Origin of the sequence: Pseudomonas sp. TKO26, assembly GCF_003225665.1 — a bacterium.
Lineage (GTDB): Bacteria > Pseudomonadota > Gammaproteobacteria > Pseudomonadales > Pseudomonadaceae > Aquipseudomonas > Aquipseudomonas saponiphila.
Map to the genome: position 1 here is coordinate 47,441 of NZ_QKLN01000006.1, position 23,076 is coordinate 70,516.

21 protein-coding genes are annotated in these 23,076 nt (G+C 66.5%); 7 read left to right on the forward strand and 14 right to left on the reverse strand.

Going from position 1 to position 23,076, the window contains the following annotated elements; translation table 11 throughout:
• Nucleotides 1-152 precede the first annotated feature (152 nt).
• Genes DNK59_RS10880 through DNK59_RS10900 form a run of 5 tightly spaced genes read right to left on the reverse strand, consistent with a single transcriptional unit; the run spans nucleotide 153 to nucleotide 6,843 of the window.
• Nucleotides 153-3,233 (reverse strand): error-prone DNA polymerase, encoded by a 3,081-nt coding sequence (locus DNK59_RS10880; RefSeq protein WP_110723193.1) that lies wholly within the window; start codon nucleotides 3,231-3,233, stop codon nucleotides 153-155.
• A complete protein-coding gene (locus DNK59_RS10885; protein WP_110723194.1) occupies nucleotides 3,230-4,645 on the reverse strand; it encodes a DNA polymerase Y family protein in 1,416 nt (471 codons plus the stop codon). Before DNK59_RS10885 ends, DNK59_RS10880 begins: the two co-directional genes overlap by 4 nt.
• Nucleotides 4,646-4,652: 7 nt before the next feature.
• Nucleotides 4,653-5,270, reverse strand: coding sequence for a translesion DNA synthesis-associated protein ImuA (gene imuA / locus DNK59_RS10890; protein WP_110723195.1), 618 nt, complete (start codon nucleotides 5,268-5,270; stop codon nucleotides 4,653-4,655).
• The gene (gene lexA, locus DNK59_RS10895) at nucleotides 5,270-5,887 is read right to left on the reverse strand and encodes a transcriptional repressor LexA (RefSeq protein WP_110723196.1); all 618 of its coding nucleotides are present in this window, start codon (nucleotides 5,885-5,887) and stop codon (nucleotides 5,270-5,272) included. The genes imuA and lexA overlap by 1 nt, the downstream gene beginning before the upstream one ends.
• 38 nt (nucleotides 5,888-5,925) lie before the next feature.
• Nucleotides 5,926-6,843 carry a LysR family transcriptional regulator gene (locus DNK59_RS10900; RefSeq protein ID WP_092313586.1) on the reverse strand — a complete coding sequence of 306 codons (918 nt, stop codon included), beginning with the start codon at nucleotides 6,841-6,843 and terminating at the stop codon, nucleotides 5,926-5,928.
• A 103-nt stretch (nucleotides 6,844-6,946) separates the two neighbouring features.
• On the opposite strand from DNK59_RS10900, the gene DNK59_RS10905 reads away from it, so the two are divergent.
• Together DNK59_RS10905 and DNK59_RS10910 are read left to right on the forward strand one after the other, a co-directional pair.
• Nucleotides 6,947-8,689, forward strand: coding sequence for an amidohydrolase (locus DNK59_RS10905; protein ID WP_110723197.1), 1,743 nt, complete (start codon nucleotides 6,947-6,949; stop codon nucleotides 8,687-8,689).
• A 103-nt stretch (nucleotides 8,690-8,792) separates the two neighbouring features.
• Nucleotides 8,793-9,530 carry a TorF family putative porin gene (locus tag DNK59_RS10910; protein ID WP_110723198.1) on the forward strand — a complete coding sequence of 246 codons (738 nt, stop codon included), beginning with the start codon at nucleotides 8,793-8,795 and terminating at the stop codon, nucleotides 9,528-9,530.
• A 113-nt stretch (nucleotides 9,531-9,643) separates the two neighbouring features.
• Here DNK59_RS10910 and DNK59_RS10915 read toward each other — a convergent pair whose 3' ends face one another.
• Nucleotides 9,644-10,612, reverse strand: a complete 969-nt coding sequence (locus tag DNK59_RS10915; protein WP_110723350.1) for a Gfo/Idh/MocA family protein — start codon at nucleotides 10,610-10,612, stop codon at nucleotides 9,644-9,646.
• A 17-nt stretch (nucleotides 10,613-10,629) separates the two neighbouring features.
• Nucleotides 10,630-11,517, reverse strand: a complete 888-nt coding sequence (locus tag DNK59_RS10920; RefSeq protein ID WP_110723199.1) for a Dyp-type peroxidase — start codon at nucleotides 11,515-11,517, stop codon at nucleotides 10,630-10,632.
• Between the two features lie 443 nt (nucleotides 11,518-11,960).
• Here DNK59_RS10920 and DNK59_RS10925 point away from each other — a divergent pair, with 443 nt between their 5' ends.
• Nucleotides 11,961-13,586, forward strand: coding sequence for an NADP-dependent glyceraldehyde-3-phosphate dehydrogenase (locus DNK59_RS10925; protein ID WP_092313575.1), 1,626 nt, complete (start codon nucleotides 11,961-11,963; stop codon nucleotides 13,584-13,586).
• Between the two features lie 118 nt (nucleotides 13,587-13,704).
• Complete coding sequence (locus DNK59_RS10930; protein WP_092313572.1) at nucleotides 13,705-14,748, forward strand: FUSC family protein; 1,044 nt, start codon at nucleotides 13,705-13,707, stop codon at nucleotides 14,746-14,748.
• A gap of 146 nt (nucleotides 14,749-14,894) precedes the next feature.
• Here DNK59_RS10930 and glp read toward each other — a convergent pair whose 3' ends face one another.
• Both glp and moaB read right to left on the reverse strand, forming a co-directional pair.
• Nucleotides 14,895-16,100, reverse strand: a complete 1,206-nt coding sequence (gene glp / locus DNK59_RS10935; RefSeq protein WP_110723200.1) for a gephyrin-like molybdotransferase Glp — start codon at nucleotides 16,098-16,100, stop codon at nucleotides 14,895-14,897.
• Nucleotides 16,097-16,636 (reverse strand): molybdenum cofactor biosynthesis protein B, encoded by a 540-nt coding sequence (gene moaB / locus DNK59_RS10940; protein ID WP_092313565.1) that lies wholly within the window; start codon nucleotides 16,634-16,636, stop codon nucleotides 16,097-16,099. Before moaB ends, glp begins: the two co-directional genes overlap by 4 nt.
• A 225-nt stretch (nucleotides 16,637-16,861) precedes the next feature.
• Here moaB and mobA point away from each other — a divergent pair, with 225 nt between their 5' ends.
• The 3 genes from mobA (at nucleotide 16,862) to fdhD (ending at nucleotide 19,364) form a co-directional block, all read left to right on the forward strand.
• Nucleotides 16,862-17,479 carry a molybdenum cofactor guanylyltransferase MobA gene (gene mobA, locus DNK59_RS10945; protein WP_177431232.1) on the forward strand — a complete coding sequence of 206 codons (618 nt, stop codon included), beginning with the start codon at nucleotides 16,862-16,864 and terminating at the stop codon, nucleotides 17,477-17,479.
• Nucleotides 17,480-17,588: 109 nt separating this feature from the next.
• Nucleotides 17,589-18,479: a LysR family transcriptional regulator gene (locus DNK59_RS10950; protein WP_060840021.1), complete on the forward strand. Its 891-nt coding sequence runs from the start codon at nucleotides 17,589-17,591 to the stop codon at nucleotides 18,477-18,479.
• A gap of 57 nt (nucleotides 18,480-18,536) precedes the next feature.
• Nucleotides 18,537-19,364 carry a formate dehydrogenase accessory sulfurtransferase FdhD gene (gene fdhD, locus DNK59_RS10955; protein ID WP_092313559.1) on the forward strand — a complete coding sequence of 276 codons (828 nt, stop codon included), beginning with the start codon at nucleotides 18,537-18,539 and terminating at the stop codon, nucleotides 19,362-19,364.
• A gap of 162 nt (nucleotides 19,365-19,526) precedes the next feature.
• Here the strand turns inward: fdhD and moaE are convergent, their stop codons facing one another.
• The 5 genes from moaE to moaA are packed head-to-tail and all read right to left on the reverse strand — an operon-like array spanning nucleotide 19,527 to nucleotide 22,686.
• Nucleotides 19,527-19,982 carry a molybdopterin synthase catalytic subunit MoaE gene (moaE, locus tag DNK59_RS10960; RefSeq protein WP_110723202.1) on the reverse strand — a complete coding sequence of 152 codons (456 nt, stop codon included), beginning with the start codon at nucleotides 19,980-19,982 and terminating at the stop codon, nucleotides 19,527-19,529.
• Between the two features lie 3 nt (nucleotides 19,983-19,985).
• The gene (locus DNK59_RS10965) at nucleotides 19,986-20,237 is read right to left on the reverse strand and encodes a MoaD/ThiS family protein (RefSeq protein WP_060840024.1); all 252 of its coding nucleotides are present in this window, start codon (nucleotides 20,235-20,237) and stop codon (nucleotides 19,986-19,988) included.
• Nucleotides 20,234-20,716 carry a cyclic pyranopterin monophosphate synthase MoaC gene (gene moaC, locus DNK59_RS10970; protein ID WP_110723203.1) on the reverse strand — a complete coding sequence of 161 codons (483 nt, stop codon included), beginning with the start codon at nucleotides 20,714-20,716 and terminating at the stop codon, nucleotides 20,234-20,236. Before moaC ends, DNK59_RS10965 begins: the two co-directional genes overlap by 4 nt.
• Before the next feature lie 26 nt (nucleotides 20,717-20,742).
• A complete protein-coding gene (locus DNK59_RS10975) occupies nucleotides 20,743-21,642 on the reverse strand; it encodes a bestrophin family protein (protein WP_110723204.1) in 900 nt (299 codons plus the stop codon).
• 45 nt (nucleotides 21,643-21,687) lie between these two features.
• Nucleotides 21,688-22,686 (reverse strand): GTP 3',8-cyclase MoaA, encoded by a 999-nt coding sequence (gene moaA, locus DNK59_RS10980; RefSeq protein WP_092313548.1) that lies wholly within the window; start codon nucleotides 22,684-22,686, stop codon nucleotides 21,688-21,690.
• Between the last annotated feature and the right edge of the window lie 390 nt (nucleotides 22,687-23,076).

Genomic DNA, 23,076 nt, shown 5'->3' on the forward strand with positions numbered 1-23,076 from the left:
CAGGGCGCTGTGAAACTTGATGCAGGGGGCAGCATCGGCGGCGATTATGCCAAAACGCCATCATTGCGAAAAGGAATAAAAAAGCTTGACGTCATTCTCTTGACTGGCCGCTCCACCGGCCGCTCCGACCCTTGCGGCAAGTGCCTGATCCCTCAGCGAAAATCCCGACTGCGCACGCTGATGCCATCCAGCAGCGGGCTCAGGTCCGTCAGGCGCCCGGCAATCAGGTGGCGCACTTCACCCTCGCTTTCCAGGGTGCCGTCGACCTTGAGCAACTGCGAGCCCACCAGCACCCGGCGCTGGCGCTCGGCCAGATCGCGCCAGACCACCACGTTGACGTTGCCGAACTCGTCTTCCAGGGTGACGAAGGTCACTCCGCTGGCGGTACCCGGACGCTGGCGTCCGGTGACCAGCCCGGCCACGCTCACCGAACGCCCGTGTTCCACCGCCAGCAGGTCGCGCGAGCTGCGGCAACGCCGGGCCTTGAGCTGCGCACGCAGCAGCGCCAGAGGATGGGGCCCCAGGGTGGTGCCGAGGCTGTGGTAATCGGCCTGCAGATCCTCGCCGACACTCGGTCGAGGCAGGTTCACCGGGGCCTCCTCCTGGCGTGGCAGATCGGCGAACAGCCCCAGTTGCTTCTCCACCCCGGCCACTTCCCAGCGCGCCCGGTAGCGATCCCCGGCCAGCGCCCGCAGGGCTCCGGCATCCGCCAGCAGTTCCTGGGCCCGGACATCCAGCCGGGCCCGCTCGGCCAGGTCGGCAATATCGACAAAGACCCGCTGCCGGCGGGCGCTTTCGATGCGCAGGCCATCCTCCTGGCGAAAGCCCTTGATCATGCGCAGCCCCAGGCGCAAGGCCGGCTGCCCGGACTGACCCTGTTCAGCATCCAGGCTGCAGTCCCAGTCACTGGCGCTCACATCCACCGGCAAAATCTGCAAGCCGTGGCGCCGGGCGTCCTGGAGGATCTGGTCCGGGCTGTAGAAACCCATGGGCCAGCTGTTGATCAGGGCGCAGGCGAAGGCCGCCGGTTCGTGGCACTTGAGCCAGCAGCTGGCGTAGGTCAGCAAGGCAAAGCTGGCGGCATGGGACTCGGGAAAGCCGTAGCTGCCAAAGCCCTTGATCTGCTCGAAGATCTGCGCGGCGAAGGCGTCGCTGTAGCCGTTCTTGCGCATGCCCAGGCGCAGCCGTTCGCGGTGCGGCTCCAGGCCGCCATGGCGCTTCCAGGCGGCCATGGAGCGGCGCAACTGGTCGGCCTCGCCGGGGGTGTAGTCGGCGGCGACAATCGCGATCTGCATCACCTGTTCCTGAAACAGCGGCACCCCCAGGGTGCGCTTGAGCACGCCTTCAAGCTCCGGAGACGGATAGGTTTCCGGCTCTTCACGGTTACGCCGGCGCAGGTAGGGATGAACCATGCCGCCCTGGATCGGCCCGGGGCGGACGATGGCCACCTCGATCACCAGGTCGTAGAAGTTCTGTGGCCTGAGCCGGGGCAACATCGACATCTGCGCCCGGGACTCGATCTGGAACACGCCAATGGTGTCGGCGCGGCCAATCATTTCGTAGGTGGCGCGGTCTTCGGCCGGAATGCTGGTGAGGCTGTAGCGCTGGCCGCGGTAGCCTTGGATCAGGTCGAAACAGCGGCGGATGGCGCTGAGCATGCCCAGGGCGAGGATGTCCACCTTGAGCAGGCCGACCATGTCCAGGTCGTCCTTGTCCCACTGGATCACCGTGCGCTCGGCCATGCTCGCGTTCTCCACCGGCACCAGCTGGTCCAGGGGCTGCTCGGAAATCACGAAGCCGCCGGGGTGCTGGGACAAGTGCCGGGGAAAGCCGATCAATTGCCCGGTCAGGCTCAGGACCCGGCGCAGCACCGGGCTCTCGGGGTCGAAGCCGGCCTCCTGCAAGCGCTCGACGCTGGGCGGGGTGTCGCTCCAGTGGCCGCAGCAGTCGGCCAGGGCGTTGACCTGATCCGGCGGCAGGCCCAGGGCCTTGGCCACATCGCGCACCGCCCCGGCGCCGTGGTAGGTGCTGACCACCGCGGTCAGCGCCGCGCGGTGCCGGCCGTAACGCTGGAACACGTACTGCAATACCTCTTCGCGGCGCTCGTGTTCGAAGTCGACGTCGATGTCCGGCGGCTCGTTGCGCTCGCGAGACAGAAAGCGCTCGAACAGCAGGGTCGAGCGGTCCGGGTCGATCTCGGTGATTCCGAGGACAAAACACACCACCGAGTTGGCCGCCGAGCCCCGGCCCTGGCAGAGGATGTGCTGGCGCCGGGCGAAGTCGACGATGTCGTGCACGGTGAGGAAATAACTCTCGTAGCCCAGGTCGCCGATCAACTGCAGCTCATGCTCGATCTGCTGCAGCACCTCGGCCCGGGCCCCGCTCGGCCAGCGCCGCAGAATGCCGCGCTGGGTCAGCAGCCGCAGCCAGGACCCGGCGTCATGCCCCTCGGGCACCAGCTCCCGGGGGTATTGGTAGCGCAGTTGGCCGAGGTCGAAAACGCAACGCCCGGCGATGGCCAGCGATTCATCGAGCAGGACTTGCGGGTACAAGCCTTGCAGCACCTCGATGGGGCGCAGGTGACGCTCGCCGTTGGCAAACAGGCGTTGCCCGGCCTCGGCCACCGGCAGGGGATGGCGGATCGCGGTCATGGTGTCCTGCAGCGCCCGGCGCCCGCGCACGTGCATGTGCACATCGCCACAGGCCACGGCCGGCAGCCCCAGTTGCCGGGCCAGGGCCAGCCGCTGTTGCAGGTGCCGGGCATCGTCCTGGCCGCAATGCAGCTCCAGCGCCAGCCACAGACGCTCGGCGAACACCTGCTGCAACCAGCGGCCCTGGGCCAGCGGCTCGCCGGCGCCCGTCAGCCACAGGGCCAGCAGCCCCGGCAAGGGCTCGGCGAAGTCCTCGCGCAGCAGACGATAACTGCCCTTCTCGGCCCGGCGCCGGGCCCGGGTGATCAACCGGCACAGGCCCTGGTAACCCGCCAGGTCCTCCACCAGCAGCACCAGTCGCGGGCCGTCCTCGACCTGCATTTCGCTGCCGACGATCAGTTTCAGGCCGCTGTCGCGGGAGGCCTGCCAGGCACGGACGATTCCCGCCAGGGTGCACTCATCGGTGATCGCCAGGGCCTCATAGCCCAGGGCCTTGGCGCGCTGGAACAACTCGGCGGCACTGGAGGCGCCGCGCTGGAAACTGAAGTTGGACAGGCAGTGCAGCTCGGCGTAGGCGCTCATGCGAACCAGCCTTGCAGGAGCAAGGGCCCGGGCTCGCCGACCTGACGATAGGCCCAGCCCTGCTGGCCGGCCGCAGTTTCGATCAGGTAATAGTCGCGGCGCACATCGGCGCCGTCCCACCAGCCGGACTCGATGCGCTCCGGGCCCATGAGAACCCGCACGCTGCCTTCGTTCAGGGCCTGGGGTTCAGTGAACAGCCAGCCGGGACGACGCAACCCGGGGTTGGCCGGGCACGGTTGCGAATCGCTCTGCGCCTGCCAACTGCGCTCCGGCCGGTGATCGGCGCGGTGCCCCAGGCCCTGCACGGCGTCATCCCCCAGGCGTGCCCGCAGGCGTTCGCGCAACTGTTCCCAGGGCAGGTTCTGCTGCGGGCGCTCGTCGAACAGTTCCGTGTGCCGGGGCACGAACAGCGGCAGGTCCTCGGCCACCAGCCGCAGGTTGCGTACCGGCGCCGGCACCTGGATCTGCTCCAGGCGCCCGCGGGCCAATTCGAACAGCATCGCCGGGTCGCGCTCGGCGCTGAGCAGCCCCACCGGGATCAGGGTGTCGGCGCCTTCGGCATGTTCCAGGTGCAGGGCAAAGCGCTGCACCCCGCTGTCGCGACCACAGAGAAAGGCCGCCAGGTCGGCGGTCAGCCGGCGCAGGGGAAACAGCAGCGCCTGGTGCGACAGCACATCGAAATTCAGCTCGATGCGCAGGTCGAAACGGTCCGGCGGCTGATAGAACGCCAGCCCCAGCGGACGCTCGCCGAGCAGGGTATCCAGGTGCTTGAGCAAGCGGCCGTCAAAACGCCGGGCCAGGCTGGGCCGGGGCAGCTCCCGCAGTTGCTGGAAGCTGCGCACCCCCATGCGCGACAGGGCCGTGGCCTGCTCCGGGGCCAGCCCCAGACGCTCGATGGGCATGCACCCCAGGGCCTCGATCAGGGCCTCGCCATCGGCCACCGCCAAGCCGTCATAGGCATTGGCCAGGACCCGGGCCGCCGCCGGATTGGGCGCGGCAACGATCCGATGGCGAAAGCCCAGGGCCTGCAATTCCCGACGCAGGCGCGCTTGCAACTGCGGCCAGGGGCCGAACAGGCCCAGGCTGGATTCGATCTCCAGCACCAGGGTCCGTGGGTAGGCGACGCTGACCTGGGAGCTGAAACCGTAGGCCCAGGCGGCGAGAAACTGCTGCCAGTGCTCGATCTGCCGGGGGTCGTATTCGGCGCTGGCAAAGGCCTTGGTCAGGGCCTGGGCGGCAGTCAGCGATTGCCCGGGGCGCAGGCCCAGCTCACGGGCGGCGCCGTTCACCGCCTGGATCACCCGGCGCTGCGGGGTGCCACTGAGCAGCGCCAGGGGCGCCTCGGGTTCGGCGCGCTGACGCAACACCGCGTCCAGCGCCAATTGCGGGAACAGGATACACACCCAGCGCATGCCAACCTCAGTGCCCGGCGGGCCAGGCAATAGGCGCCGGATGGGCCAGCCCGCCCCGGCACTTGAGCACCCGCAACTGTGCGGGGCGGCCCTGCACGGCAATCCTCAGGGCCGCCGGCGACGGGTTGTGCGCAGCCTCCAGGGGCCGATAGGCGAAGGCCAGGGTCTGGCCACTTTCCGCCGCCACCTGCAGGCGCCGCAGGGCGCGGTCGTCGACCTGCCGCGGCCAGCACAGCACCGCGCCGCAACTGCCGGAACGCAGGCACTGCTCGGCGGCCCACAGGGCATCGCGCTCCCCGGCCTGGATGATCGACAACTGGCGCACATCCACCCCGGCGTTCTGCCAGGCCTGGGGATAGGGCACGAACGGTGGCGCCACCAGCACCACCCGCTCCCCCGCCGCGGTCAGCCGCGCCAGGCTCGGCCACAGCAACTGCAGCTCGCCCAGGCCCTGGGCGGCGATGAGGATTTCCGTCAGCGCCGCCTCCGGCCAACCGCCCGTGGGCAGCACTGCATCCAGAGCGGCATGCCCCGTCGGGTGCAGGCTGACCGGCGCGGCCGCCGGGCGGCCTTTCCATACCCGTCCGCCATTGAACAGGGTATCCAGTGCGACCACGGCGCCCATCAGCCTGGCCTCACCAGGCCGCAGAACACGCCTTCGATAAACAGCTCGTGCTCGGCGCTGACCTCGATCGGCTGGTAGGCCGGGTTGCGCGGCAGCAGGCGGATGCCCTGGCCCTTGCGCTCGAAACGCTTGATGGTCACCTCGCCATCCAGGCGAGCGATCACGGTCTGGCCGTTGCGCACCTCGCTGCTGCGGCGCACCGCCACCAGATCGCCGTCGAGAATGCCGTCATCGATCATCGAGTCGCCCTGGACCCGCAGCAGGTAATCCGGAGTGCGGGAGAACATCCCCGGGTCCAGCCACAACTGGCCGTGTATCTCGGCATCGACACCAATCGGCGCACCGGCGGCGACCCGCCCCAGCACCGGAATTTCCAGCAGCTCGGGGCGCCGTGGCTGGTTGAGCAGGCGAATGCCCCGGGCCTGATGCGGGTTGACCTCGATGAACCCGGCCTCGGTCAGCGCCAGCACATGCTTGCGCGCCACGCTGCGCGAGGCGAAACCAAAAGCCTCGCTGATTTCAGCGAGGCTTGGGGGCTGACCGTGATCGGCAATGCGTTCGCGGATAAAGGTCAGGATGGCACTGCGGCGGGGAGATAAAGTCGTCATGGAGTACATTTGTACTCCTCTCGGATTTATCTGACAAGAACCGCCAATCAGTCCAGTCCGTGGCGGGCCAGAAAGCCGCCGACATAGTCGATGAACGCCTGCACCTTGGCGGTCGCCCGCCGGTGGCTGGGGTACACCGCGAGGATGTGCGGACCGAAGCTGTCCGGGTCGATCTCATAGTCGGCCATGACCTGCACCAGACGCCCGTCAGCCAGGTACGGCGCGGCGCTCCACAGCGGAGTGTGCAGCAGGCCGCGCCCGGCCAGGGCATTGGCCAGCAGCAGGTCGTAATTGTCACTGCGCAGGCGTGGCGCCTGGGGCTGGGGCAGGCTCAGGCGCTGGCCATCGCGCTCGACCCACCAGAACTCCCGGCTGAGCAAGGGGTGGCGATACAGCAGCCATTCATGCTCTTCCAGTGTCTGCGGGTTCACCGGCCGGCCCTTGCGCGCCAGGTAGACCGGGCTGGCGCACAGGGCCAGGCGGTTGCTCCCGACCACCCGGGCAATCAGCCCCGGCAGGTCGTCATGGCCTTCGCGCAGGGCCAGGTCGTAGCCGCTTTCCAGCAGGTTGACGAACTCGTCGCACAGGTCCACCTGCAGATTGATCTGCGGGTACTGCTCAAGAAAACCGTCACACACCTGATCGAGAAACGCCTGTCCGTAGGCCAGCGGCGCGGTGACCTTGAGGTTGCCGCGCAGACCGTGCTGCAACTGCTCGACCTCCTCGCCCACCTCCTCCAGCCGCTGCAGCACCTGGCGCGCGGTCTCCAGGTAGAGCCGGCCGACTTCGGTGAGCACGATGCGCCGGGTACTGCGCTCGAACAAGCGCGAACCCAGCTCGGCCTCCAGATGGTTGACCGCCTTGGTCAGGGCCGACGGGGTCTTGCCCAACTGCTCCGCCGCCCGGCTGAAACTGCCCAACTGAGCGGTGACCACAAACATCTTCAAGGCACTCCACTTGTCCATGGTTTTTCCATCCAGGCAAAAATGTTTTTCGTGAATCGGCCGTTCTGCCCGCTGCGGGCAGCCCCTAATCTGGCGATCAGACGCAATAACAAGGAAATGTTCAATGAAAAGATTGACCCCGACGCTGCTGCTGGCCGCCATGAGTTTTGCCTCGTTGGAAGCCATGGCCGCTGCCGACCTGGTGCTGCTCAACGGCCAGATCTTCACCGCCGACCGCGCCCAGCCCAAGGTCCAGGCCCTGGCCGTGGAGAACGGCAAGGTTCTGCAAACCGGCAGCGACCCAGAGATCAAGGCGCTGATCGACAGCCACACCCGGGTCGTCGACCTGGGGGGCAAGACCCTGATGCCGGGCCTGATCGACACTCACTCCCATGCGATCTTCGGTGGCCTGGAAATGACCAGCGCCAACCTGCAGGACGAAGTGGTCAGCCTCGACGAACTGGAAAAACGCCTGCGCGCCTGGCGGGACGACGGCAGCGCCCGGCATGCCGACGTACTCAGCATCGCCGGCATAAGCTCGGCCTACTGGGCCCAGGCCCAGGCTCTGGGCCAGCGTTTCAATCAGGGTGAATGGGCCGGCGTGCCAGTGGTATTCACCGGCAGCGATCACCATACCGCCTGGGCCAATGACTTCATGCTAAAGCGCGCCGGAATCGACGCCGCCCTGCTCAAGAGCCTGCCCGAGGCCGAGCGCAACACCATTGGCCAACTGCCCGACGGCCGCCCCAACGGTTTCCTGGTGGACGCCGGCTGGGACCGGGTGGCCGCGAAAATGCCGGCGCCGGGCCCGGAGCAGATGCTGCGCGCTGCGCAATCGGCCCTGCACTACAACAACAGCCTGGGGATTACCGCCTGGATGGACCCCGCCGCCAACGCCGCCCCCGGCGAAGCGGTGTTCGCCATCAAGCCCACCGAACACTCCGTCGGCGTGCTGCCGGCCTACAAGGCCCTGGCCGAAAGCGACGGGCTGACCGCCCATGTCGCCGCACTGCTGGTGGCCAACCCCCGTAGCCGCCCCGCCGACCTCGACACCCTGGACAAGGTACGCCAGCAGTTCCAGGGCATCCCCAACCTGACCCTGCCGGGCGTCAAGATCTTCGCCGACGGGGTGATCGAATACCCGGCCCAGAGCGCGGCGATGATCGAGCCCTACAACAACTCCCACAAACCCGGCGAACTGCTGATCGACCCGGCGCACTTCGGCGAGTTGGTCAGTGCCATCGACCAGCGCGGCTGGCTGGTCCACATCCACGCCATCGGCGACCGCGCGGTGCGCGAATCGCTGAACGGCATCGAGCAGGCACGCCAGGATCGTCAGAGCGGCATCAGCCACTCCATCACCCACCTGCAGATGGTCAACCCCAAGGAATTCGCCCGTTTCAAGCCGCTCAACGTGGTGGCTTCGATGCAACTGCTCTGGGCTTCGGCCGACGACTACACCACGAACATGATCAAGCCCTACGTCAGCGCCCTGGCGTTCCGCTACCAGTACCCGGCGCACTCGCTGCTCAAGCAGGGCGCGACCATCGCCGGCGCCAGCGACTGGCCGGTGTCCTCGCCCAACCCGTGGAACGCCATGGCCCAGGCCATCACCCGCCAGGGGCCGCTGGGGGTGCTCAATGCTGATGAACGCCTGGATCGCGAAACCATGTTCTACGCCTACACCCTCAATGCCGCACGCACCCTGGGCCTGGAACAGCAGATCGGCTCACTGACGGCCGGCAAGCAGGCCGACTTCATCGTCCTCGACCGCGACGTGTTTGCCGTGGACGAAAAGGCCCTGCATGAAACCCAGGTACTGCAGACCTGGTTCGCCGGTCGCGAGGTCTATAACCGCCCGCTCTGAGCTCCGCCCACCGTTGCAACGCCTGCCCCGCGCTCTGATGACGCCGGGGCACGGCGCCGCCTTGCCCGCTTCCCCCCATAACAATCACAACAACGGGATCCCCATGAAGCCCCTAACCCTGCTCACCCTGGGCGCCGCGTGCCTGCTGCCCCCGGCCAGCCACGCCCTGCCCCTGACCGACGACCTGACAGTGGAACTGGAACTGACCCTGGCCAGCGACTACCGCACCCGCGGCATCTCCCAGACCCAGAACGACCCCGCAGCCCAGGCCGCCGTGACGCTACTGCATGGCAGCGGCCTGTACCTGGGCAGCTGGAGTTCCAACGTCGACTTCGGTGGCGGTCTGAAGCCCCGTCAGGAGGTCGACTACTACGGCGGCTGGCTGTGGCAGGCCAGCCAGGACCTGAGCCTGGACCTGGGCTACCTGAAGTACAGCTACCCCCGGGAAGCGCAGTTCAACCAGAGCGAGGTGTACGGCATCCTCAGCGTTTACGGGGTCAAGCTCGCGGCCTATTACTCCAACGATGCCCCCGGCACCGACAGCCAGCAGAGCACCCTGTACCGCTATCTCGGCTACGAGACCCGATTGCCGCTGGAGCTGGGGCTGCACCTGCGCTATGGCGAGATGGACTTCAAGGACCCACGACTGATCCGCGCCTCGGGCCAGAGCGATGACAGCTACCGCGAGTGGGAGGCCAAACTGACCCGAGACATGGCCGGGCTGGAACTGGGCCTGAGCTACATCGGCACCGATCTGTCCCGCAGCCAGTGCACCAGCAACTACGGTTTCAGCGACCTGTGCGGCGCCACCTGGGTGGCCAGCGTCAAGAAGACCTTTTGAATGCTCCGTGGGCGATGCCCGTCCCGGGACCGCCTGCGCCGGCAAGCCAGCTCCAAGGAAAGACCTCGCGCCGGCTTGCTGGCGAACAGCCCGGAAAGAGCGGCACCACTGGCTCAGCCGCGCTGCAGGATCCGATCCATCACCCAGTCGGTCTTCAAGGCTTCGCTAGCCAAGGCCGGGTGCACGGCGTCACCGCGGATATGGGCATTCATGCCCTGCACGTGATGCCACTGGATGTGCGCGGGGTGGTCGATGACCAGGCTCAGGGTCTCTTCGGCTTCAAGTTGCAGCGGATGCTCGTCGAACACGGAAAAGCTGATGCGCCCCAGGCTGCCGATGATCTCCACCCGGTCCACCCGGCGGTCGGCGACGAAGTTCCAGGCGCCGCTGCCCAGCGCACCGCAGGCGAAGCGCCAGCTGGCGCTGACCGCGTCCTCGGCGGCATACAACCCGGCCTGACGGGTGCTGATGCCGGCCACCTCGACGATGTCGCCCAAAAGGTACTGGAACAGGTCCAGGCCATGGCTGGCCAGATCGGCGAAATAACCGCCGCCGGCAATCCGTGGATCGGTCCGCCAGTTGGCCGCGCCGCTGCGATCGGCTTCGGAGGCGGGCTTGCTCAGGCTCCAGTGCAAGTGCCGGACTTCACCGATGCGACCATCCGCCAGCCATTGCCGCACCTGCGCAAAGCGCGGCAGGGAACGCCGGTAATAGGCGACGAACAGGTGCAGCCCGGCCTGCTGGAATGCCTGCTGCATGGCCTGGCTCTGCCCGGCATGCAAGGCCATGGGCTTTTCCACGCAGCAATGCTTGCCGGCGGCGGCCACTTGCAGGCTGTAGGCGTAATGGCTGTCGGGGGGCGTGGCGATGTACACCGCGTCCACCTCGGGGTCGTCGATCAGGGCCTGGGCATCGGTGTAGCTGCGGGCAATGCCGTGGCGCTGCGCGTAATCGCGCACCGCCTCGGCGCGGCGGCCCATCACCGCCACCAGCGCCGAACCCGGAACCTTGTAGAAGGCCGGGCCACTCTTGCGCTCGGTGACGCTGCCGCAACCGATCATGCCCCAGCGCACGGTGCGCAGCGGCCCGGCCCCGGTGTTCATTTCGCCGCTTGCAGCGCGCGCAGGTCGAGCCGGCCGTTGTGCAGCGGCGGGCACCAGTAATAGCCACCGGTGAGCGGCCGGCTCATGCGGTACAGACCGTCGACGATGCCATCTTCCAGGCCGCTCATGCGTCGCAGTTGGACTTCGAAGGCGTTCAGGCTGTGACCGAAGGCGAGGAACATCAGGCCGCCCTGCTCACCTTCGATCCAGGGCATCGAACGGCGCACCATGAAAGCCTCCGGGGTGAAGCTTTCCTGGGCGGTGCGCTTGACGTGGGCCGATTCCGGCGCGTCGTCCAGTTCTTCGTTGTCGCTCAGGCGCCGGCCGATGATGTGGTCGCGCTCTTGCTGGTGCATCGCGGCAAAACCCTTGAAGTCGTGCTGCCACTGCTGGATCGCGGCAAAGCTGCCACCGCGCAGGCCGTCTTCACCCTCGGCCAATGCGGCGGCCGCGGCGGCTTCATCCTGGGGGTTTTCGGTGCCGTCTTCGTAACCGGTGAGGTCATGGCCGGTCTTGTGGCGGAAGGTTTCGTTCATCGCCACCAGGCGCAAGGCCGGGGCCAGGGCCGCCTCCAGCTCGTTGCTGCGGTGCAGCAGCTCGCCGCGATCATCACCGTGCAACCAGACCCACAGCGCATGCTGGGTCGAAGGGTTGTCGACACCAACGCCGGTCAGTGCCGGGAACGCCTTGAGCCCTTGCACCCGGCCACCCAGGGCCTTGACCAGCGAGGCGCCAAAACCCGCCACCGCCGTGGCGCCATCCACCCGCGCCAGCAACTGGTCGAGGGCCTGGGGCAATGCCTCAAGGGACTCAAGAGCAAAGAACAAATGACGGGCCTGGGATGGAACGGGGGCAGCGAGGATGCCGGACTGGTAGTAACTCATGGGAACTCCTGAATAAAGGCGAGGGAGTTTACCGCCAAGGGCCCGCGGCGTCAGCGTTGCAACCGTCACAGCAGGTGTGGCAGCGACAGACAACCTCGATCCGCGGCGGGGTAGCCGCGGTCCCAGGCGGCGAACACTGGCTCAGGGCTGGCGAGGACCTTAAGGCCAGCGCGGCGATCAGCCGCCCGGAGCGACGCAAGCCAGCAGGCAAGATCAGCCTCAGCGCACCCGGAATCGACTGTTGCCCGATACAAGCTGAAACGTTTAATCTCAAGTCGCGATCGCTGATCCGCCAGCGGCCCGCCGTCCCGCGCCATGAGCCGCCGCGTCCGGCGCCCGAGCGTACAAAGCGCTAAAACCGCAGCCCATTCAGGCGTATAAACCTGGGAGCGATGGCGCCACTGTCATCCGCGCCGCCGCCATTTCCAACACGGGGTAGAGTCATGACCACAGCCAATGTCCTCACCAACCTGTTTCCCGCTGCCACCGACATCCCCGAAGCCTATCGCCTGCCCGATCCGGTGGAGCAGCGCGACTACCTGGTGGACGGCGAGCTGCGCACCTGGAACGGCCCCCTGGCCCAGGTTCGCAGCCCGATCTACCTGAGCGGCGCCGACGGCGACCGGCAAGTGATCCTCGGCAGCACCCCGCTGCTGGACGCCGACACCGCCCTCACCGCCCTGGACGCTGCCGTGCGCGCCTACGACCGTGGCCAGGGCATCTGGCCGACGATGCGCGTGGCCGAGCGCATCCAGCACGTGGAAGCCTTCCTGGCGCGCATGCGTGAACAGCGCACGGCGGTGGTCAGGCTGCTGATGTGGGAAATCGGCAAGAACCTCAAGGATTCGGAGAAAGAGTTCGACCGCACCTGCGACTACATCGTCGACACCATCGGCGCGCTCAAGGAACTGGACCGGCGTTCCAGTCGCTTCGAACTGGAACAGGACACCCTCGGCCAGATCCGCCGCGTGCCCCTGGGCGTGGCCCTGTGCATGGGCCCCTACAACTACCCGCTGAACGAAACCTTCACCACCCTGATCCCGGCGCTGATCATGGGCAACACCGTGGTGTTCAAGCCGGCCAAGCTCGGCGTGCTGCTGATCCGCCCGCTGCTCGAAGCCTTCCGCGACAGCTTCCCGGCCGGGGTGATCAACGTCATCTACGGCAGCGGCCGCGAGACCGTCAGCGCGCTGATGGCCAGCGGCAAGATCGACATCTTCGCCTTCATCGGCACCAACAAGGCCGCCAGCGACCTGAAGAAGCTCCACCCCAAGCCCCATCGCCTGCGCGCGGCCCTGGGCCTGGACGCGAAGAACCCGGGGATCGTGCTGCCCGACGCCGACCTGGACAACGCGGTCAGCGAGGCCGTCACCGGCGCGCTGTCGTTCAATGGCCAGCGCTGCACCGCGCTGAAGATCCTGTTTGTCCACGAAACCGTGGTCGAGCGCTTCATCGAACAGTTCAACGCCAAGCTCTCGGCCCTCAAGCCGGGCATGCCCTGGGAACCCGGGGTGGCCCTGACGCCGCTGCCGGAAAACACCAAGGTCGACTACCTGCACGCCCTGGTGGCCGATGCCCAGGCCCACGGCGCCCAGGTGGTGAACCCCCATGGAGGCGAGTCGCGGGCGTCGTTCTTCTACCCGGCGCTGCTGTACCCGGTGACCCCGCAGATGCGCGTCTACCACGAGGAACAGTTCGGCCCGGTGGTGCCGATCGTGCCCTACAACGATCTGGACACGGTGATCGACTACGTCCTGGAATCGGACTTCGGCCAGCAACTGAGCCTGTTCGGCAGCGACCCGGCGGTGATCGGCCGGCTGGTGGACACCTTCGCCAACCAGGTCGGGCGGATCAACATCAACGCCCAGTGCCAGCGCGGCCCGGACACCTTCCCCTTCAACGGTCGCAAGAACTCCGCCGAGGGCACGCTGTCGGTGCATGATGCGCTGCGCACCTTCTCGATCCGTACCCTGGTGGCGACCAAGTTCCAGGAGCGCAACAAAGCGCTGATCAGTGACATCATCCGCAACCGCGACTCCAGCTTCCTGACCACCGACTACATTTTCTGAAGCACCCTGCCGGGGCTCGCCACGCGGCGAGTCCCGGCCACTGCGGCAATCACTCGAACCACTGGGAGAAACCTGTCTGGGCCCGTTCAACCTCCTACGGGGCATCACCCTGCCCCCCTTGCTGCGCCGCCTGCTGCGTCCCGTGCTGGACCCGTACCGGCGCTACCGTCACGCCCGGCTGATCCACGCGGTGCGGGTCGCCCTCGGCCTGATCGCCACCATCCTCCTGACCACCGGCCTCAACCTGCCCCACGGCGAATGGGCCTCGGTGACCATGCTGGTGGTGATCGGCGGCCTGCAGCACCACGGCAACATCGGCAAGAAAGCCGCCGAGCGGGCCATCGGCACCCTGGTGGGCGCCGGGGTCGGCCTGGTGCTGGTGGTGCAGCAGGCGTACTTCGGCCAGCCCTGGCTGACCTACCTGGGGATGTCGGCGGTCTGCGGCTACTTTTCCTATCACGCCATCGGCAAGGGCGGCTACACCGCGCTGCTGGCGGCGATCACCGTGTTCATCGTCGCCGGCCACGGTGACAACCAGGTCAGCGACGGTCTGTGGCGCGCGGTGGACATCCTCATCGGCATTGCCCTGGCCCTGGCGTTTTCCTTCGCCATTCCGCTGTACGCGGTGTACTCCTGGCGCTACAACCTGGCCAGCGCCCTGCGCGACTGCGCCCAGCTGTACGGACGGATCGTCCAGGGCCAGTCGGTGACCGACGACGAACACCTCAAGCTGCTGGGCCGGGTCAACGCCGCCATGCTGCAACTGCGTTCGCTGATGCCGTCGGTGTCCAAGGAAGTGCGCATCTCCATGACCGAACTGGACGCCATCCAGCGCAACCTGCGGATGTGCATCAGCACCCTGGAGATCCTCGGCAACACCCGCCCCGACGCCAGCGACCGGCAGGCCATGGCGCAGATGCAACTGGCGCTCAAGGCCGAGCACCGGCAGATTCGCGTGCAACTGATCGGCATGGCCCGGGCCCTGCAAACAGGGGTCACCCAGCGCCTGGAAAAAGCCGTGGAAGGCAGCCCCGAGAACGCCCTGGAAGCGCCGGTGTATTCGGCGCTGGATGGCTACCGGCTGCTGACTCGGCAGCTGGCGGCGACCCTGGGCGAGATGCGCCAGCGCCTGGGCAAGAGTGCCCGGCATTGGAAGATCTAGGCCCTAGGCTTTGTACGAAAAGCCTTGATACTCGGTGATGCTGCGTTGAAAACGGTCTCGGAATGCTCATTTACAACCCGTAAACTCCGCTTCCTCGACCGTTTTCGCCTTGCCTGACCTTCGTCTCAAAACTTTTCGCACAGAGCCTAGAACAGCTCGCTGAAGGGAATGAAGCGCGCCGGGTCACCCACTTGCAGGGTGTGGCCCTCAAGCACCTCCACCAGGCCATCGGCCCAGCTAGCCCCCAGCAGCACCCCGGAGCTCTGGTTCGGATAGAGCACGGCACGCCCCTGTTCCAGGCGCGCCCGTAGGTATTCCCGGCGGCTGCCGGCCTTGGGCCAGGCGAAGGCCACCGGCACCTCGACGCTCAGCGGCGCCACCTCCTGTACCCCTTGAATCCGCAGCAAATAGGCCCGGGCCAGCAGGCCGAAGGTCACCAGCGCCGAGGCCGGGTTGCCCGGCAGGCCGATCATCGGCACCTGGCCAAAGTGGCCCACGGTCAGCGGCTTGCCGGGCTTGATCGCGAGCTTCCAGAACAGTGGCCGACCGTTGCTGCGCAGCACCTGGCCAAGGCAGTCGGCGTCCCCCGCCGAGACGCCGCCGGTGCTCAGGATCAAGTCCGCGCCGTGCTGCAACTGCTCCAGCCGCAGCCGGGTCTGCTGCGGCTGGTCGGGCAGAATCCCGGCGTCGATGACCTCGCAACCCAGGCTGTCGAGCCAGTGGCGGAGCAAGGTGCGGTTGCTGTTGTAGATGCAACCGGGGCGCATCGACGTGCCCGGTTCCAGCAGCTCATCACCGGTGGACAGCAACGCCACCCGCGGACGGCGCACCACGTGCAGCTCGGTGCAGCCCTGGGCCGCGGCCACCGCCAGTTCGAAAGGTCCCAGGCGCTTGCCGGCCTGCAACAGCACCTGGCCGACACGGTTTTCCTGGCCCTGGGGGCGGATGTTCTGCCCCGGTTTCAGGGTCTGGGTGAAACGCACCCGGCCATCCTCCAGCAGCTCGACGTTCTCCTGCATCTCCACGCAATCGGCGCCGGCCGGCAGCGGCGCGCCGGTGAAAATCCGCGCACAGCTGCCCGGCGGCAAGGGGTCGCCGGGCTGCCCGGCGAAGATCGTCTGCGACACCGGCAGTGGCTGGCCATCCCAGTGCTGCAGGTTCAGGGCGTAGCCGTCCATGGCGCTGTTGGGCCAGGGCGGCAGGTCCAGGGTTGCCACCAGGTCAGTGGCCAGCACCCGTTGCCGGGCTTCATCCACGGCGAGGGTTTCACTCTCCGGCAGGCGCTGGGCATCGGCCATGGCCAGCAGGCTGGCCAAGGCATCTTCCAGCGGCATCAGGCAACCCTGGCTCATCCGCGCGACTCGCAGGCCTGCACCGGCTTGAGGTGCGGCACGAAATTGCACGGCCGATGGCGGGCATCCAACTGCTCGGCGAGGATGCCTTCCCAGGCGGTGCGGCAGGCCCCGGTGGAGCCCGGCAGGCAGCACACCAGAGTGCCGTTGGCCAGTCCGGCCAGGGCCCGGCTCTGCACCGTGGAGGTGCCGATATCGAGAATCGAGATGGCGCGGAACAACTCGCCGAAACCGTCGATGTGCTTGTCCAGCAGGCAGCTCACGGCTTCCGGGGTGCTGTCGCGGCCGGTGAAGCCGGTGCCGCCGGTGATCAGCACCACCTGGATGCGCTCGTCGGCGATCCAGGTCGCCACCTGGGCGCGGATCTTGTACAGGTCGTCCTTGAGCAGGTTGCGCTCGCTCAGGGTGTGACCGGCTTCCAGCAGGCGACTGACCAGCAGTTGCCCGGAGGTGTCCGTGGCGTATTCACGGGTATCGCTGACTGTCAGCACGGCTATGTTCAAGGGTACAAACAACGCATCCGACTTCACGCTCATGTCATTCTCCGACCGGCAAGATAAAAACCATGGGCTCAGGCTAAGGGCGCCAAAGCGCGGCTGTCTAATCGTTCTGGCTGACCGGATTATCGATCCGCTCTATCGTCGCCAGGACCTGGCGGCCCGTCCGATAAGCCGGATCGATCGGCCATTCGATACTTGCGATTGGACGTGCTCGAAAGACAATGCGATGGTTTGCGCCACCCACCGGATATGCACCCGAACATGACCCCGACCCGCCCTGCCCCGACCCTCTGCGCACCCTGCTCGATCCTGCTGCTGGCGGGGGGACGCGGCGCGCGCATGGGCGGTCGCGACAAGGGCCTGGTGGCGTGGCAGGGCCGGCCCTTGATTGCCCATGTACAGGCCACGGTGCGGCCCTTCAGCGATGACCTGATCATTTCCTGCAACCGCAACGCCGAGCAGTACCGGCCCTATGCCGATCGCCTGGTGGCGGATGAGCAGGCGGACTTTCCCGGCCCCATGGCCGGCGTGCTGGCGGGCCTGGCAGTGGCCCGGCACCCCTGGCTGCTGGTGCTGGCCTGCGACGCGCCGCGGATCGACGGCGCGCTGATCCAGGCGCTGCTGGATGCCCGCCCGGCGGACAGCCCCGGCCCGTTGATGGTGCAGCAGGACGGACAGTGGCAACCCATGTTCAGCCTGATACCCACGGCCCTGGCAGCCGACTTGCGCGCCGCCTGGGAGCGCGGCGAGCGCAGCCTGCTGCGTGCCCTCGCCGCCCACGGCCTGAAGCCTCTGCCCTGCGCCGCCGACGATCCGCGGCTGAGCAACTTCAACACCCCTGAACTACTGTCTGAAACAGACCCCGGGCCCTTGGCTTGAATGCCGACGGTGTGCCCCGAGGGTTCGGCCCGGGAGGATTGAACGTCTTTCCACGGACCGGACTCCTGCGTTAATACTGACTCCGATTCCCTTCACCACAGGTGCCATTGTGGACATCAAGCAACTCAAGTTTCTGATCGCCCTGGAGCAGACCCGGCACTTTGGCCAGGCTGCCGCGCGCTGCCACATCACCCAGCCGACCCTGTCCATGCGCCTGCGCAACCTGGAGGACGAACTGGACCTGATCCTGGTGACCCGCGGCCAGCGTTTCGAAGGTTTCACCGAGGCCGGCGAGCGGGTCCTGGCCTGGGCCAAGACCCTGCTGGCGGCCCATGACGGACTGTTCGCCGAGGCCGCCGCCTGCCGCGGGCAACTGGTGGGTAACCTGCGCCTGGGCCTGGTGCCGCTGAGCGGCTTCAATCCCATCAGCTATGTGCAGAAGCTTTCGGCGAGCTTTCCCGAGCTCAAGTTCAGCCTGTCGTCCGCCAGTTCCGACCGGATCATCGAGGACATCGGCAACAACCAGCTGGACCTCGGGGTCTGCTACCTGGACCACGTCAACCCCAACTACCTGGACTTCTTCGAGATCGGCGAGACCCGGGTCGGCCTGCTCTACGACACCCGGCACTTCCATTTCGAAGGCAGCGAGATGAGCTGGGAAGATGCCGCCGAGCTGCCCCTGGGCATGCTCAGCACCGGCATGCACTATCGCAAGTCCATCGACCTGAGCTTCCGCAGCCGTGGCCTGAACCCGACGCCGATCCTGGAAAGCGATTCCACCTACCAGCTGTTCCAGGCGATCCACGAGGGCTTCTGCTGCTCGATCATGCCCCTGGACAGCGGCCTGGATTCGCCCATCGACAACCTGGCCTTTATCCAGCTGCCGGATGCCAGCGTGCTGGCGCCCCTGGGGCTGGTGATGCGCAAGACCGAGCCGCGCTCGGCGATTGCCGAAAAGTGCTTCGCCGAAGCCAGGAAGCTGTTTGCGCTCAAAGACTGAATGAATGCCCCGGGCCGCCCGTGGCCCGGGGCGAATCGACTGTATCGAGGTGTAGTCATGGTGTGCCGGATCGAACAACCGGAGCAACAACCCGAAGCCAACGCGCCGGCGCCGGCGCCGCAGCGCGTGGCCTATCGCGAATACGGCCCCGACGGCGTGGTGGCCGAGGCGCCGCTGGCCGCCGAGATCGCCCTGGCGATCACCTACAACGGCCTGAGCCAGGCGGTGATGATGGTGTCCCCCGGTAACCTGGAAGACTTCATTCGCGGCTTCAGCATCACCAACGACATCGTCAGCGACCTCAGCGAAATCTACGATATCCGCCTCAGCCACTTTCCCCAGGCCTGCCAGGCCGACGTGCAGATTTCCAGCCGGGCCTTCTGGGCCCTCAAGGACCATCGTCGGCAGATGGCCGGCACCAGCGGCTGCGGATTATGCGGCGTCGAAGCCCTGGAACAGGCGCTGCCGCAACTGCAGATCCTCGAACCTTCGCCCCTGCCCCCGGCCGAGCACCTGCAGGGCCTGCGCGAGCGCATCGAACAGGCCCAGCACATGGCCCGCAGCAGCGGTGCCCTGCATGCAGCGCTGTACTTCGACGCACAGGGCGAGGTGCGCCTGTGCCAGGAAGACATCGGCCGTCACAACGCCCTGGACAAGCTGATCGGCGCGCTGTTGAACGCCGGGATCGACGGTCGCCAGGGCTTCACCGTGGTCACCAGCCGCTGCAGCCTGGAGCTGATCCACAAAGCCGTGCGCGCGCGCCTCGGCACCCTGGTCAGCCTCTCGGCGCCCACCGCCCTGACCGTGCAATGGGCCAACAAACACCACCTGAACCTGATCCACGTGCCCCATCGCAATGCCCCGCGGATCTACAGCCCGATCTGAAGTGGCGAGGGAGCTCGCTCCCGCTCGGGCGCGCAGCGGCCGCCAAGCCTGAATCCGCAATCCACCTGACAAACCACGGATTCAGGCCCTGGGAAGGCTAAGCCTTCCAGCGCCAGCAAGCTCGCTCGCCACTGGCCTTGTACGACCGCTTTCGGCTGCCCTTCAGGGCCGGACCCAGCGTTGAGCGGCTTGCCGGTCGCTCTCGCGCCCGTCGATCCAGCGTTCGCCGCCAGGGGTGACTTCGCGCTTCCAGAACGGCGCCTGGGTCTTCAGGTAATCCATGATGAAGGCGCAGGCCTCGAACGCCGCTTGCCGATGGGCACTGGCCACGCCGACGAAGACGATGGGCTCGCCCACCTGCAGCAACCCGACCCGATGCACCAGGCGCACCCGGTTCAGCGGCCAGCGCGCCTGCGCCTGTTGCACGATGCCCTGCAGCGAGCGTTCGGTCATGCCCGGGTAGTGCTCCAGGAACAGGCTCTGTACCGCCTCCCCCAGGTTGAGGTCGCGCACATAGCCAACGAAGGTCACTACGCCACCGACACTGGAGTCGCCGGCCTGCAGCCCGGCATTGAGTTGATCCAGGTTGAAGGCCTGGGTCTGCACCTGAATGTCCATGCCTCAGCCCCCGGTCACTTGGGGAAAGAAGGCGATTTCATCGAAGTCCTCGATCACCGCGTCGAGCTTGCACAGGTCCTGGTTCAGCGCGCACATCAGGCTGTTCTCCCCCAGCACCGCGGCCCAGGTTTCTCCCCGGGCCATCAGCCGCCGACGCAGGTCATCGACGGTGCGCAAGCCGGCGTCCAGCGGCAGCTTCTCGCCGCCGCTGCCCAGTTGTTCGCGGTAGCGGGCAAAGTAATTGACCAGAATCATGGTGCGTCTCCTGCGATGAAAACCCCTGACTTGCCGCCCTGCTTGCTCAGCAGGTGCAGGCCCTCGATGAGCATGCCGCGATCCACCGCCTTGCACATGTCGTAGATCGTCAGCGCCGCGACGCTGGCGGCGGTCATGGCTTCCAGTTCGACCCCGGTGGCGCCGTTGAGCCGGCAGCAGGTGGTGATCTGCACCCGGTCCGGCGGCAGCGCCTGCAGCTCGACGTGGATAGCGCTGAGCAACAACGGGTGGCACAGGGGGATCAGCTCGTGGGTCTTCTTCGCCGCCATGATTCCGGCGATGCGCGCCACGGCGAACACGTCGCCCTTGGGATGCCCCTGGTCCTGGATCAGTTGCAGGGTGCTCGGGTGCATGCGCACCCAGGCCCGGGCCCGGGCCTCGCGCTCGGTGGCCGGCTTGGCAGTGACATCCACCATGCTGGCCCGGCCCTGGGCATCCAGATGAGTGAGTGGGTTCATGTGCAACCTCGGATAAGGACAGTGGTTCAGCTCAGGACATAGTCCACCGGCAACAGCACCGGCGGCAGTTCGGTGGCCCCCTGGGCCTCGAGAATCTCGCGCTCGATGTTGCGCACGATGGCGTTCAACGGCAGGTCGTTCTCGTCGTGGCCAAAGGGGTCTTCCAGCTCGTCGCCAATGGCGTCCAGGCCGAAGAAGGTGTAGCTGACGATGGCGGTGAAAATCGGCGTCAGCCAGCCCAGGGGCTCGGCCATGGCAAAGGGCAGGAGGATGCAGAACATGTAGCTGGTGCGGTGCAGCAGCAGGGTGTAGGGAAACGGCAGCGGCGTGCTCTTGATCCGCTCGCAGGTGGTTTGCGCGCCGGTCAGCGTCGCCAGGTGATTGGCCAGCAGCTGGTAGCGCCACTCGCTGATCCGGCCCGCCAGGGCCTGGTCCGAACACTGGCGCGCCACCTGGCGCAGGAGACTGTCCGGCAGGTTGCTGGTATTGGCCGGCGGCAGCTGGCTGAGCCAGGTTTCGGCGGCGCCCAGTTCATCTTCCTGGCGCAGCCGGGCCTTGAGGGCGTGGGCGAAACCGCAGAGGTCGCCGAGGATCGCGCGGCGCGCTCCGGGCTCTTCCAGCACCTGGGTTTCGCGGATCAGCGAGCGCACCTCGGTCACCACCGTGCCCAGGGCCTTGCGCGCCTCGTACCAGCGGTCGTAGCAGGCGTTGTTGCGAAAGCTCATGAAGATCGACAGCGACAGGCCGAGCAGGGTGAAGGGCGTGGCGTTGACCTTGGAAAAGTACGCCGGGTGCAGAGTCTCGATCAGCACGATGGCCGAGGCCAGCAGGGTCACCAGCAGGCTGCGCAGGGCGATGCGCTTGGCAATCGAGCCCTTGAGGGAAATCAGTACGCTGATCAGGTTGGGTTTGGATCTGACGATCATCGGGGCGAAACCTGTGCACGAAGGAAAACGGCAAAGACCGGTGCTTCAACCGCCGGTCATGTTCATGAAGCGCACCACCTGCACCTCGTCGTTGAGTTCGAAGTGGTGGCGGTAAGGCTTGAGTTTCATCGCCTCGACCACGGCCCGCCGCAGGCGCTCGGAGTCACCGGGATGGGCCCGCAGCACGGCCTTGAGGTCCACCGAATGCTCGTTGCCCAGGCACAACAGCAAGCGCCCTTCCACCGTCAGCCGTACACGGTTGCAGGTGCCGCAGAAGTTGTGGCTGTGGGGCGAGATGAAGCCCAGGCGGATCTGCGGCGCCTCGGCCAGGCGCCAGTAACGCGACGGCCCCTGGGTCGACTCGGCGGACTCCATCAGGGTGTAGCGCTCGGCGATCCGCTCGCGGACCTGGGCGCTGGAAAAGAACGCGTCGCGACGGCTGTGCTCGCTGATGCTGCCCAGGGGCATCTCCTCGATGAACGAGAGGTCCAGGCCGCGGTCGATGGCGAAGGCCACCAGCTGATTGATCTCGTGGTCGTTGCGGCCTTTCATCACCACGCAATTGAGCTTGGTGCGGACAAAACCCGCGGCCAGCGCCGCGTCGATGCCGGCGATCACCTGGCTCAGCTCGCCGGTGCGGGTCAGCTGGCGAAACAGCCCCGGGTCGAGGCTGTCGAGGCTGATATTGAGGCGCTTGACCCCGGCGTCGAACAACGGCGCGGCGAGCTTGCCCAGCTGCGTGCCGTTGGTGGTCATGCACAGCTCCCGCAACCCGGGCAATTGCCCGATGCGTTGGCACAGTTGCACCACCCCGGGACGGATCAACGGCTCGCCACCGGTGAGGCGGATCTTGCGCGTACCCAGGGCGACGAAACCCGCGGCCAGCTGGTACAGCTCCTCCAGGGTCAGGATGCGTTGGCGCGGCAGGAACTGCATGTCCTCGGCCATGCAATACACGCAGCGCAAATCGCAGCGGTCGGTCACCGACATGCGCAAGTAGTCGATCCGTCGGGCAAAGCCATCCACCAATACTTGATCTGACATCACAGCCTCTGTCGACGGTTAGGACCCTGGGGTCTTAGTTATTGTTTGTGGCCATGAACGGCCATTGAACAAGTTGTTGGCGGCAAGACTAAGAGTGATTAAAAGTGGCGTCCAATCGCTATTAACAACCGATTGATCAATGCAATCTATCAGATGAAAAAGCCCCCTCTCCCGACATGAATATTTAAATACAAACCATTGATTCATATCGAGTTAAAGACTTGATAGAGGCTTTCGATCAACCGGTCATTAATTGCGATTAGACAGCCAATACAGGCGCCGAATAGGCTTTATTCGTGGCCCATAGAAAGGGCCTTATAAGTGATTCCGTTACCCCAAGCAGATCCGAACTTGAACGGCTTCACCACAAAACCGCATTTAGCCTGTGCA

What these genes read in the sequence shown, in the direction of transcription:
- imuA (WP_110723195.1), bottom strand. Translation starts at nt 5,270, where the DNA reads ATGGGCGCCGTGGTCGCACTGGATACCCTGTTCAATGGCGGACGGGTA.
- DNK59_RS10885 (WP_110723194.1), bottom strand. Translation starts at nt 4,645, where the DNA reads ATGCGCTGGGTGTGTATCCTGTTCCCGCAATTGGCGCTGGACGCGGTG.
- DNK59_RS10905 (WP_110723197.1), top strand. Translation starts at nt 6,947, where the DNA reads ATGAAAAGATTGACCCCGACGCTGCTGCTGGCCGCCATGAGTTTTGCC.
- DNK59_RS10965 (WP_060840024.1), bottom strand. Translation starts at nt 20,237, where the DNA reads ATGATTCTGGTCAATTACTTTGCCCGCTACCGCGAACAACTGGGCAGC.
- moaC (WP_110723203.1), bottom strand. Translation starts at nt 20,716, where the DNA reads ATGAACCCACTCACTCATCTGGATGCCCAGGGCCGGGCCAGCATGGTG.
- DNK59_RS10925 (WP_092313575.1), top strand. Translation starts at nt 11,961, where the DNA reads ATGACCACAGCCAATGTCCTCACCAACCTGTTTCCCGCTGCCACCGAC.
- DNK59_RS10880 (WP_110723193.1), bottom strand. Translation starts at nt 3,233, where the DNA reads ATGAGCGCCTACGCCGAGCTGCACTGCCTGTCCAACTTCAGTTTCCAG.
- lexA (WP_110723196.1), bottom strand. Translation starts at nt 5,887, where the DNA reads ATGTACTCCATGACGACTTTATCTCCCCGCCGCAGTGCCATCCTGACC.
- moaB (WP_092313565.1), bottom strand. Translation starts at nt 16,636, where the DNA reads ATGAGCGTGAAGTCGGATGCGTTGTTTGTACCCTTGAACATAGCCGTG.
- mobA (WP_177431232.1), top strand. Translation starts at nt 16,862, where the DNA reads ATGACCCCGACCCGCCCTGCCCCGACCCTCTGCGCACCCTGCTCGATC.
- DNK59_RS10910 (WP_110723198.1), top strand. Translation starts at nt 8,793, where the DNA reads ATGAAGCCCCTAACCCTGCTCACCCTGGGCGCCGCGTGCCTGCTGCCC.
- DNK59_RS10900 (WP_092313586.1), bottom strand. Translation starts at nt 6,843, where the DNA reads ATGGACAAGTGGAGTGCCTTGAAGATGTTTGTGGTCACCGCTCAGTTG.
- DNK59_RS10920 (WP_110723199.1), bottom strand. Translation starts at nt 11,517, where the DNA reads ATGAGTTACTACCAGTCCGGCATCCTCGCTGCCCCCGTTCCATCCCAG.
- DNK59_RS10975 (WP_110723204.1), bottom strand. Translation starts at nt 21,642, where the DNA reads ATGATCGTCAGATCCAAACCCAACCTGATCAGCGTACTGATTTCCCTC.
- moaE (WP_110723202.1), bottom strand. Translation starts at nt 19,982, where the DNA reads ATGGACATTCAGGTGCAGACCCAGGCCTTCAACCTGGATCAACTCAAT.
- glp (WP_110723200.1), bottom strand. Translation starts at nt 16,100, where the DNA reads ATGAGCCAGGGTTGCCTGATGCCGCTGGAAGATGCCTTGGCCAGCCTG.
- moaA (WP_092313548.1), bottom strand. Translation starts at nt 22,686, where the DNA reads ATGTCAGATCAAGTATTGGTGGATGGCTTTGCCCGACGGATCGACTAC.
- fdhD (WP_092313559.1), top strand. Translation starts at nt 18,537, where the DNA reads ATGGTGTGCCGGATCGAACAACCGGAGCAACAACCCGAAGCCAACGCG.